9 protein-coding genes are annotated in these 11384 nt (G+C 51.0%); 1 reads left to right on the top strand and 8 read right to left on the bottom strand.

Going from position 1 to position 11384, the window contains the following annotated elements:
• The coding region (locus BMW41_RS12925; RefSeq protein ID WP_177171247.1) for a cobalamin-dependent protein at positions 1-1012 on the top strand (1012 nt) is incomplete at its 5' end.
• A gap of 42 nt (positions 1013-1054) precedes the next feature.
• Here the strand turns inward: BMW41_RS12925 and BMW41_RS12930 are convergent.
• The 8 genes from BMW41_RS12930 to BMW41_RS12965 form a co-directional block, all read right to left on the bottom strand.
• Entirely contained in the window at positions 1055-2797 is a 1743-nt protein-coding gene (locus tag BMW41_RS12930; protein WP_177171248.1) for a GGDEF domain-containing protein, read from the bottom strand.
• Positions 2798-3039: 242 nt separating this feature from the next.
• The gene (locus BMW41_RS12935; RefSeq protein WP_074650545.1) at positions 3040-4665 is read right to left on the bottom strand and encodes a glucose PTS transporter subunit IIA; all 1626 of its coding nucleotides are present in this window, start codon (positions 4663-4665) and stop codon (positions 3040-3042) included.
• Between the two features lie 22 nt (positions 4666-4687).
• The gene (locus BMW41_RS12940) at positions 4688-5962 is read right to left on the bottom strand and encodes a PP2C family protein-serine/threonine phosphatase (protein ID WP_074650546.1); all 1275 of its coding nucleotides are present in this window, start codon (positions 5960-5962) and stop codon (positions 4688-4690) included.
• A gap of 148 nt (positions 5963-6110) precedes the next feature.
• A complete protein-coding gene (locus BMW41_RS12945; protein ID WP_074650548.1) occupies positions 6111-6479 on the bottom strand; it encodes a VOC family protein in 369 nt (122 codons plus the stop codon).
• Positions 6480-6563: 84 nt separating this feature from the next.
• Entirely contained in the window at positions 6564-8042 is a 1479-nt protein-coding gene (locus tag BMW41_RS12950; protein WP_074650549.1) for an HD domain-containing protein, read from the bottom strand.
• A gap of 294 nt (positions 8043-8336) precedes the next feature.
• Positions 8337-8777 (bottom strand): GatB/YqeY domain-containing protein, encoded by a 441-nt coding sequence (locus BMW41_RS12955; RefSeq protein ID WP_074650551.1) that lies wholly within the window; start codon positions 8775-8777, stop codon positions 8337-8339.
• A gap of 108 nt (positions 8778-8885) precedes the next feature.
• Positions 8886-10637 carry a GH3 auxin-responsive promoter family protein gene (locus BMW41_RS12960; protein ID WP_074650553.1) on the bottom strand — a complete coding sequence of 584 codons (1752 nt, stop codon included), beginning with the start codon at positions 10635-10637 and terminating at the stop codon, positions 8886-8888.
• A gap of 217 nt (positions 10638-10854) precedes the next feature.
• A partial coding sequence (locus tag BMW41_RS12965) for an amidohydrolase family protein (RefSeq protein WP_143050882.1) occupies positions 10855-11384 on the bottom strand: 530 nt, incomplete at its 5' end.

Here is an 11384-nt window from a genome sequence, read left to right on the forward strand (position 1 = left end):
TATCAGTTTCGGACTCCCTGCAAGAGAGCTGATCAACTCGGCGTTCTATACCATGGCGCTGCAGAACGGACTGTCCTGTGCCATCATCAATCCCAACAATCAGCCGATGATGCAGGCTTACCGGAGTTTCTGCGCTCTCATGAATCAGGATGAAAACTTCGCGTCATTTATCGAGGCATATCAGAACTACAAGTCGCCGGAGAAACGAATTGCAGAGGCCATGGCGCTCTCCGCAGCCTCCGCCGGCGGAGCCGGAACGGCCGGTGCCACTTCCGGCACGTCCGGAACCGGCAGTACTCCGTCCGGACAGGCCGCAGCCAATGGATCTTCCGGCGCTGCTTCCGGTTCTTCCGATTCTGCAAAAAATACCGCTTCCGCAGGCGGCAGTTCCCGGCTGATGGAAGCAATCCGCCGCGGCATGGCCGCGCCTGCTGCCGAGGCGACAAGAGAAGCACTGAAAAAAAGGGATGCTCTCGATATCATCAATGAAGATCTGGTACCGGCGCTGGACATCGTCGGTCAGGGTTTTGAGAAAGGAACGGTTTTCCTGCCCCAGCTTCTCATGGCCGCCGACGCCGCAAAAGAAGCCTTTGCGGTCGTAAAGGAAGCCATGGCCGGCTCTGCGCAGGAAGTCCGCGGAAGAATTATTCTTGCCACGGTAAAAGGAGACATCCACGACATCGGCAAGAACATCGTGAAAGTTCTTCTGGAGAACTACGGATATGACGTCATCGACCTCGGAAAAGATGTGGATCCGGAGACGATCGTGGAAACCGCAATCCGGGAAGATGTAAAACTGGTCGGGCTCTCCGCCCTGATGACCACAACCGTTGTCAATATGGAGGAAACCATCCGTCTTCTCCGGGAACGGAAGCCGGACTGCCGAATCGCCGTCGGCGGTGCCGTGATGACACGGGATTACTCCGACAAAATCGGTGCGGACTGCTTCGGCCGCGACGCCATGACCACCGTCCGGTACGCAGACGAACTGTGTGAAAAGGGTCTGCTTTAATCCCGCGGGTAAAGGCGGACTATGACGTGGCGACCGGAGAGCCTACCGCTCCGCCTTCATCTGCCGTTTGTGCTCATACATTTCCGCATCCGCGGCTCTCTCTGAGTCGTGGATGCTGTGATGCTGTTCCGACGTGCAGAGCGCGTGTCCGTAAGCAAAACTCAGCGGGATCTCTCTCCCGGTTTCTGAATTATAAGCTTCTGTCTTCTCGCGGAGACGACTTACGACATTTCGATACGTCTCTTCCGGCTCACTTCCAAAAAGCAGGATCAGGAATTCATCACCGCCAACCCGGTAGATCTCGCCATCCTTTCCGATCGCTTCCGAAAAAATTCGGGATGCGGTAATGATGTACTGATCTCCCATATTGTGGCCAAGGTGATCATTTACCTTTTTCAGGTTATTCAGGTCCAGCGCCATAACAACAAAGGATAGTTTTTTCCCTTTCTTCCTTGCCAGAAAAAGACGATTCGTCAGTTCCGCTTCTTTTTCCAGATATGCGCCCTTATTCATAAGGCCGGTCATGGCATCCGTTCTTGACTGCATTCTATACTTCTCCGCCAGCTTAGCTTCCCGGTTCTTTCTCATAGAAGTGCGCAGGAAAACCACCAGCATCGCGATCACAAAGAGAATGTAGCTGATTCGGATCATCCGTCCCCAGTCGGTCAGATGCCGGCTGGAACTTGCATAAAAGAAAACATCCACAAAAGCAACCGTGGACAGCGCGGTCATAATCGCAAGAAGCATCACCGATTCGATCGCTCCCCGCGTCTTCCGGATATACAGAACTTCTTTCACCAGATAGATGATCATCATCAAAAAATTCAGCAGCAGAAGCGGGAGGGATGAGACCATCAGCAGACGGTATAACGACACATCCCAAAAGAAACATACGGCAGCTTCAACAATCATCAGAACCGCAACGACAATTCCCACAACTACGGAGTAATGTCTGTGCGGATGCATGGCCGCCGCATCCGCCTGTACCGCCTGCGGAAATGTCACAAGAAGCACCAGCGCATATTTCAGCGCATTAAAAAACTCCGGTTTTCCGGTGAGAATCTGGATGATATGAGTCTGCAGCACCAGCATCATACCAAGAATCAGCGCCAGAACTCCCCATGCATAGAGCAGCGTCTTGTCCTCACGTCTCCGGTTTACCGCAAAAAAAGTGTAAAGAATCGTCGCAATGCCAAAAAACACGATCGCAATACTCTGGACAAACATCCACATTCTGGAACGAATTGTGCTGAGAATGAACTCTGACGTCTTCTGAATGCGCACATCCATCAGAAATGCCGACGTCTCATGTGGTGTAACGGCAAGCGAAATCTCGCAGTCCTGAATCATCCCGTATACGGGAATCGTCTGAATCGTAAGCCCTATATCCTTTCCGGTAAGACCGGCCCCATTCTGACGGTAATCATGAATCAGTCTTTTCCCTCCCCTGAACGAAAGGTGTCTGTCCTCTCTGGGAGAGATATAGATTTTATAATCAATTCCGCGGCAGAAAAAGCAGATCGAATCTCCGTCACGAACCGTACAGTCATCCGGAATCCGATAGCGGTACACATGCACTTTTTCCAGATCATCACGGGAATAGCTGAGTGTATCAAAATCAACTTCCTCTCCGGCCTCATCCGTCCATCCCGACCGGCAGGAAAAATGCGATTCATCCGCCAAAGAGATCTGTCTTCCTTCGGCCTTGTATGCTTTCAGCAGCAGTGTGCCGATCCAAAGAAAAAACAGGATCCCCACAAACAGAAGAAAAAAATCGTGTTTCATGAATGTTTTTTTCATAATCCCCCACCATAATGCGTTTCCAAAAACACAACTCCGCATCCCGGATGCATAACACTCCCGCTGCTTACCGCCATCCCGCAGACACATCGCGAATGGCGATTCCGATCATACAGATGTAATTTTTCCGCACAGATGACAGGGTGACGCAAAAAGGATTCCTTCTGCGTCACCCTGTCATCTGTCTGTTATACAGTCAGTTTATTCAATTCCTCAACTAAATTCATTTAATTACTCAGAACGGTAATGACAATCGGAGAAAGACCGGCCTTCTTAATCTTATCGAGATCCACCTCCATCACCGCCTGTCCGGCGACAACCTTCTCTCCCTCTTTCACCAGCGGACAGAGCCCATCCCCGTTCAGCATAAATGTGTCAATTCCGACAAGAAGAAGAATCTCCATCCCGTCATATGACCGGAACGTCAGCGCATGATTGGTATCGGCGATCTCGGATATCTCGCCGTCAACCGGGGCAAGGATATGGCCGTTCTCTGGCATGATACCGATGCATTTTCCGATAACTCCGGAGGAGAACATGATGTCCGGAATCCGGTCCATGGGAACCGTCTCTCCGTCCGCCGACGCTGTAATGCACAATCCGGCCATTCCCTGTTCTTTTGTCCCTGTCAGCGGCATTCCCGCCTTTATGGTCCGCGGTTTTCTTCTGCTGAGACGGGCAAACGCCGATGACCGCCAGAAAGAAGCCTGATCGGCAGAAAGCAGATTCTCCGTATTCAGTTCCTCCTCCCGGTAGAGAAGATTGGTAATCACATATCCTCCCAGATAACTGATGGAAAGACCGATCAGATAGCAGAGAATACTTCTCACGCTTCCGCCTTTTCCCGCCGTCATCATGAACGCGCCCAAAAGACCGGACGGTCCCCAGCCGGTCGACGCCACCTGTGTCAGCATGGTAAATGCGCCGCCAAAGCCTGCGCCCAGTCCTGCGGTGAGAAACGGTCTTCCGAGCGGAAGCGTAACACCGTAGATCAGCGGCTCACCGACTCCCATGAGTCCCGCAGGCAAAGCGCCGGCAATCACCGCACAGAAATCGATATTTCCAGCCTTTTTCGCCTTCTTCCAGAGCGCGATCGCCGCTCCGACCTGTCCTGCTCCCGCCATGGCCAGTGCCGGGTAAAGGGTCACATATCCCAGTTCCTCCAGCTGTACGCTGTAAAGAGCGATCAGGCCGTGGTGCATGCCGGTGGCAACCAGCGGAAGAAAGCACGCCGCGGCGAGATATCCGGAAATCGTGCGGATAAAAATGTCCTGGGACAGGCACGCCCGACCGAACAGCCATACGATTCCTTCCGAAATATACCCGTACAGCGGCATAATAAGAACAATATACGGAATCAGACATACCATCATGGTGATGACCGGGGTAAATACGACATCGACCGCACGCGGCATCAGTGACCGGATCGCTTTTTCCACATTCGCGATCAGGATCGCGCCCACAATCACCGCCAGCACTCCGCCTTTTCCGCTTCGGAGAACGGAATCCAACGGGACCGCATCGTTATACAGTCCCAGAATGGAGGAAATGACATTGATCCCCTCCATGGAAGTGATCATACCAAGCATCCCGCCCAGGATCGGAGTGCCGCCGAACTGTTCGGATGCCCGATACCCCGCCCAGGCTGTCAGAAATGTCATGACAGAAGCATTGATCATCGACAGAATCTGATAGATAAACTGCCAGACTCTCTTGTCGGCAAACCCCGGCACGGTCTGACTGATCAGAGATGCCACGCCGCCGCACAGTCCTGCGCAGATAATGCCCGGAAGCAACGGGATGAAGATGTCTTCGATTGTTTTCAGCCCGTTTCGTAAACCGTGCTTTTTCATAGTACAACCTCCCGCTGTCTCTTCACACCGTTATCCCGTTCTTCCCGTGATAGCGCAGAAACAGCATCGTGATATCATCAAACTGCTCTGCACCGTCCACAAACCGGTTGATGTCCGCCATCACATTTTTCAGGACCTGCTCCGGCTCCGCATCCGGTTCCCGGTTCAGCGCCTCAATCATACGCTCCGGTCCGTACAGTTCATTGTCTTTATTCGTCGCTTCCGCCACACCGTCCGTGTACACAAAGAAACTGTCACCGGGATCAAGCTGAAACTCATGCTGTCTGAATTTCAGTCCCTGCATGGTACCGACCGGCATCGAGTGCTTATAGATCTCCAGTTCATACTTGCCGCCGGCCTTCCGCAGCGCCGGATGCTCATGACCGGCATTCGCCGCAAATCCTTTTCCGGTTGAGAGTTCCAGCGATGCCGCCCAGACCGTGACAAAGAAATCCTCCTCGTTGTTCTCGCAGATCAGGTTGTTCGCATTCTCCAGCGCTTCCGCCGGATTCATTCCGTTCTGAAGGCCGTTTTTGATCAGGACACGCGCCACCATCATCAGAAGCGCCGCCGGAACGCCTTTTCCCGAAACATCGGCAATCACAAGGCCGATATGATCCTCATCAATCATAAAGAAATCATAGAAATCGCCGCCGACTTCCTTCGCCGGGTTCATGCTGGCCGCCAGACGGAATTCTTTCCGCGCGGAAACCGGCGGACAAAGTCTCGGCAGCTGACTGGCCTGAATCTTGCTGGCCATATCCAGTTCCGCATCGATACGCTCTTTTTCCGCCGTCACTTTTTTAATCTGGTCAATGTACAGCACCATCCGGGCCGACTGCTTGGCAAACGATTCCGCCAAAACCTCGATCTCGTCTCCGGTCCGGTATACATCTTCCATCTTAAACTGCCTGTGGCGGATACCAAGTGACGCGACCCGTCTTGTGATGGTGTTTAACGGCTCAATGATGCGCCCAGTGATGGAATACGCAGAGATCATTCCGACTGCGACAATGAATACGACCAGAAGCAACAGAATATTGCGGGCATGGAACATCTCATTGCGGAATTTGGCCACCGCCCCGCCGCGGATTTCTTCATAGCGATCCGGAAGCCCGTTCTCTTCATATTCCTGTTTCTGTGTCTCATAGGTCTCATCAACCAGCCGTTCCACCCTATTTGACTGATATAAAAAAACAGCCGTATAGGATGCAATGATCATGACAATCGTCACCAGCATCATGCCGAAAATCTTTCGCCGGATACCGCCGTTGAGAATAAAACCTGTTCTTTTCATTGCTCTTTCCGCCTTACTGCGTCTTCGCCGCTTTTATTTTTTATCACCTCGGAGGGCAGTATCCCTATGCAGGTTCTTCATTCCCCCTCTCCGGAAGAATCCGGCCTTCTCTGCCGCTCCCCCCCCGGAAGAAAACAACTTTCCGCTGTCAAACCTGACAGAGATCAATCAGGAAGCCGGACGGGGAAACCAGAAAAGCATATTTTCCGCACGGCGGAGTATTGAGAATAAAATCCCTGGTTTCAAGAAATCCCTTCCCGATCAGATACTGATACGCCTCATCGAAATCATCGGTGTTCATTCGAATCGCTGTGCAGTCCCGGTTCCCCGGAATCCTTTCTGCCTCGACCACATCGACATAAAACCCGTTGCTGTCTTTCATTCGGATCGCATAAAAAGCGAATGCTTCCGATCCGTTTTTATCCTGAAACTGTTGGAATCCCAGCGCTTCAAACAACTTGATGGCACTGTATGCATCTTTTGAGATAATCTGCGGATAAAATGCGATAATCTTCATCGGTGTGTCCTCCTTTTTCAGTCTTAGAATCGTCTGTCATCCCCCTCCACTGTTGTCCGGAGGCAGGCATTTTCGCCGTCAGGGTTAAAATTCCAGCGTTTCCAGCCGGTCTGCAAGTTCTTCTGCCTGTTTCATATACCGGTGAATAAGTTCTCTGTCTTTTTCCGAAAGTTCCTGTTTCTTATGAATCTTGTTGACCATACGCACCGAACACAGAAGAGACGCCTTCTCCTTCACGTTCTCAAGCATTTCTGCATTCTCCGTTCCGAAATACTCTTTCAGAAGCGAATCGAAAAACCGTTTCGATGTCGCATAGGAAAAGCCCATGAAATTCTCGACCACAGCCGGATCATCCTCGCCCAGAACCACATAAAAATAATACAGATCACTGATTTCGATGATCGGATGCCCGGTGGACAGCCGGTCCATATCGATCAGAAGCGGCTCCCCGTTCTGCAGGAAAACGTTGTTCGTATGAAAGTCTCCGTGGATCAGCGTCTTTGTATCCGGCAGCCGGTCGATCAGCTCCATACACCGGTCCGCAAGCGCCTCATTTTCCTTTGCAATGCCTCCCCGGACATAAGACAGAATCCGGTCCTTTGCCGGCGGAAAACAGTCGTCCTCCGATACGGTGATTCCATGGATGGTTCGCGCAAGCTCCGCCATGATCTTTGCGTAAATATCCACCTGTCCGGGATCTTTCACGATGAACGACGAGATCGTCTCGGAATCCAGAAGTTCATACATGGCCCCGTACCGCGATCCGACTGCCACGATTCCGAACGAGATTGCAGTCGGAATGCCCAGCACAAACGCTCTGCGGCTCTGGGCGATCTCATTTTCCACATCCCGGTAGGTGTTGTTGTCATTGTAGACTTTGATGACAAGCTCATCATCGTAGCGGTAAACCTCGCCCTTGGCACCCTTTCCGATCTGACGGCAGCCGTCGACCGAAACCTCGCGGTATTTTTTATATCGTGTCTTATCCCGGTCAAAGGTTCCCGGCCATATGAAGTTGACGTGCTTAATGTACTCCTTGAACGCACCGGTCTTATTCAGCGAGAGCTCCACCAGCTCACCGATGGTGCGGTAATACCATTTCTGCATCTCCGGATCGCTCTGATGAAGATCCTGCCAGATCTTTTCGCCATGTTCCGAGTATAATCCGGACAAAGAACGGATATTGGCCAGTTTATCGGCAAGCCAGAGCATCTTGACACCGATATCCTGACTGCTTTTCAGAGTCTGAAGCGACTGCTCCTTCCGCCGCTTCCAGGATGAATACGGCGGCTCATCCGGATAATCCGGTTCAGACTCGGAAGAAACCAGCATAGCCACCCGCCCGCCGAACCGCTTCTCGATCTCTGAGAGAGTTCCGTCTGTATCCTCGACGATATCATGAAGAATTCCCGCGGTGATGATCTCTTCATCCTCTGTCATCGTGGAGAGAATCTGGGCCACCTCCAGCGGATGAAGAATATAGGGCCTTCCCCCGAATTTTCGCACTTTCCCCTGATGGAGAATGGTTGCATAGATGATCGCTTCCTCAATTTTATTCATCATATCTTTTTCCTCATTCTGACACCGGTTACTGACAATACTCTCTGGCACCGCATTTTATATTGTAGTTTCGCTTTTCTTCCCGGTTCCGGCCTTTTTGTCATTTTCTATCTCCGCCGTATCCCGTTTTTCTGCATTTGTCCGTAATGTATCATTACAGTCATTATATTATCATTATAGTAGTCAAATTGACCAATTGCAAGAAACCGGGGATCCATGATTTCCGATGATCCCCGGTTTCAACCTCATTTTCTTTTGTTCCTGCAAAGCATGATCCGCGCATGGCAGATCATTCGATTATTTGCACAGCTCGGCAACAATCGCGTTGATGACTTTTCCGTCGGCTTTCCCCTTCAACGCCGGCATGATCTCCTTCATAATCGCACCTTTGTTCTTCGTGGCAATCACCTCGGAGAACTTCTCTGTAAGCATTGTCCGGATTTCATCCTCCGACATCATGGCCGGGGCATATTCTTTGATGACATCATACCGGAACTGATACTCCGCCTTGAGTTCCGCGCGGTCGTCCGGACAGGTGTCAATCTGCTCTTTCACGGTCTTGAGTGATTTCATGATGACCTGATTCACCAGATCGTCCCCGATATTGTCCCTGCATCCGGAATCGATTGCCACTTTCTTCACGTCGGAGATGATGGATGAGACCGCATCTTTTCTTGCCTTGTCTCTCGCCTTCATCGCTGCAACCATTGCCTTCTGCAGATCTTCAAATTTGCTCATGATAATACCCTCTTTCTCCTGAAATATTTCAAAAATGATGCTTCCCCGTCTCAGTATAGTCGGGAAAGAGACGGGAAACAAGAGGAGAATCCGGAAGTGCCGGCGAGCTTATTCTTCCATCTCCTGCCTCAGTCTAAAGAAGAACTTCCTCTGCCGTTCGTTCATGATGACGCGGACCGGTTTCAGCTGATTCAAGGATGCGCCGCGCATAACCATCATATCGCGGTACAAAAGCGACGTCTCCGGCTGAAGGAAATACACCTCTGGCTTGTCCAGCCACAGATCTTTATAGCAGTCGAGATATACCGGATTCGCTTCGATCAGGTTCCGGAAGACCGATTCCCGAAGAGCATCCATGTCAAACTTATTGATCTCCTTCCGCGGTTCAATCAAAAAATCATACCGGTTCGGAGTAACATCCGTGTTCGGATATACTGTGAAATCCGCCAGCGGAATGTTCATTTCCGCTGCTGTTTTTTCAACCGCGATCTGAAGTGCTTTCTCGGTTGTTTTTTCTTCTGCCAGATTAATGGTCCGGTTCACGCGATACATAAACTGAACCTTCGGCGTCTTGTTATAGAATCCGGTGACCTTCACGGCATCGCTCATGCGATAGCGGAAAAATCCGCTGAGATTCGTAATGATCAGCTCGTAGATCCTGCCCACTTCCAGTTTGTCCATGGTGACACATTTGCTGAAGTCATCTCCCGCCTCCACAGGAAGGAACTCGGCAAAAGACGCGGACGGTGCCATAATACTGTCAAAATCATCGATCCCCGCCGGAACGGACCACAATCCCTCGGATGCGGTAATGCCGGCATAGATATTCTTCACGCCGCCCCCCGTGTAATGCTCCTTAATCTGCCGGTCGTAAATCTCAAAGCCGTCGCCGCCCACTCCGCAAAGATAGCAGAAATGCGGCCATACTTTTTTCACCCACGGGAAATCCGTTCCGTTTTTGAAGATCTCCCGGAGCTCTGCCGCACGCTCCGGCATCGGCTCTATTTTCTTCATCAGGCTTTCTCTGGAAGCCTCCGGCATATCGATTTCATCCGATATAGTGCCTTTTTCGATGTCATCGATCAGAAGATCGATGTTGTTCTCAATATAGTGGAGGAACAGGATGATGACGCTGTAAAAGCCGGAGACCATTCCCCTAACCTCTTTGTCCATCAGAGCAAAACGGGTATGGATATATTTGGTATCTGCTCCTTCCTCCGGATTCAGACCCTCGATCGGGGAGGTGTACGCCGTGCGGATCATGACATCCAGTGCATCTTTGCCGCCCTTAATGTAATCCGCCATTTTAGAGGATGCCTCTCCCACCGTCAATCCGCTTTTCAGTGTCCGGTGATTGCCGCTGGAGGTACAGAATCCCCTTCCCTTCATCCAGTCCGGGTCAAGCCCCTCTCGCATCAGTCCATACATCAGAAAGTTGTTGTATTTTGCAAATACATCCGCCTGCTCTGCGGTCATGGGAACTACCTTCGGCACACCTACCGTTCCTGAAGTCTCATTGAAATGATCATAGGAATACGCCGTCAGAATATTCTTTTCTCCGTTCATCATCCGCTCAAGATAGGGAGCCAGATCATCGTAGACCACAACCGGAACCTTCTTCTGGTAATCCTCAATCGTGTGAATATCCGCAAAACCATATTTTCTGCCGTATTCGGTATCCTTGTTGTCCTGAAGAAGCTTCATCAGAAGCGCGGTGGTTTTCTCCATAGGATTTTTGGTCTCTTCCCGAAACGCTTCCAGCACCTTAAACCCCTCCGCAGAATTCTTCTCATATGCCTGATAAGTCATGTTTCCGTCCATGATAACCTCCTCATGCACTGCTCTTACAAACTGCTGCATCGTCAATACGGTTCTTTGCTTCTCGCTCTGTTCCGGATGCGTTTCAATTCCGGAATCGCAGGTCCCTGTGTACCGGCTACCGTTCTTTCGGAATTATGGATTCCTGTCCGCCGGCTACCGTTCTTCTTCGTCAACCATAATTTCGAAAGAAAAATTGCATTTCCAAGCAAATCTTTCTATTAATTTTGATAACACACCCAGAAGTTCATTGCAAGAGTCACTGTTTCATATCTTCAATCTTCTTCTCAGCCCGAAAAACCTCTCTCCCCGCAAAATATGTTTCCAGAACCCTCGTATCCCGTAGTTCCTCCGGGGAACATTTCATCAGATCCCGGTCGACGATCACAAAATCCGCGGATTTTCCCGGTGTGATGCTTCCGGTTACATCGGAAATCCCCAACTGTTCGGCACCATTGATTGTGTAAGCTTTCAGACAGCTTTCCCGGTCGAACCCCTCTGTCAGCGACGGATAACACAGGCCTTCGCACGCTTTCTGGCCTCTCGCCTCGGCAAAGTACATTCCGAGAAAGGCGTTCGCTGTGATCGGTTCCAGACAGCTGTCGCTTCCGAACGTCACCGCCACTCCGTTTCTGTTCGCAGTCGCCATGGGAAACTGACGGTTAAACCGGTCTTCCCCAAGAGCTCTCCGGGTAAATGCATCATTTTTCACCCAATGCGGTGTAGTCTGAAAGAAAATATCGCCTGCCTCCGCCAGTTCCCGCATCTCCTGTTTACGGTAAAGCTGAT

Source organism: [Clostridium] aminophilum, from assembly GCF_900101295.1.
GTDB classification, from domain to species: Bacteria; Bacillota; Clostridia; order Lachnospirales; family Lachnospiraceae; genus Clostridium_R; species Clostridium_R aminophilum_A.

Bases quoted from the DNA above. Each gene is read 5' to 3' on its own strand.
- BMW41_RS12930 (WP_177171248.1), bottom strand. From the start codon at position 2,797: ATGAAACACGATTTTTTTCTTCTGTTTGTGGGGATCCTGTTTTTTCTT.
- BMW41_RS12935 (WP_074650545.1), bottom strand. From the start codon at position 4,665: ATGAAAAAGCACGGTTTACGAAACGGGCTGAAAACAATCGAAGACATC.
- BMW41_RS12940 (WP_074650546.1), bottom strand. From the start codon at position 5,962: ATGAAAAGAACAGGTTTTATTCTCAACGGCGGTATCCGGCGAAAGATT.
- BMW41_RS12945 (WP_074650548.1), bottom strand. From the start codon at position 6,479: ATGAAGATTATCGCATTTTATCCGCAGATTATCTCAAAAGATGCATAC.
- BMW41_RS12950 (WP_074650549.1), bottom strand. From the start codon at position 8,042: ATGATGAATAAAATTGAGGAAGCGATCATCTATGCAACCATTCTCCAT.
- BMW41_RS12955 (WP_074650551.1), bottom strand. From the start codon at position 8,777: ATGAGCAAATTTGAAGATCTGCAGAAGGCAATGGTTGCAGCGATGAAG.
- BMW41_RS12960 (WP_074650553.1), bottom strand. From the start codon at position 10,637: ATGCAGCAGTTTGTAAGAGCAGTGCATGAGGAGGTTATCATGGACGGA.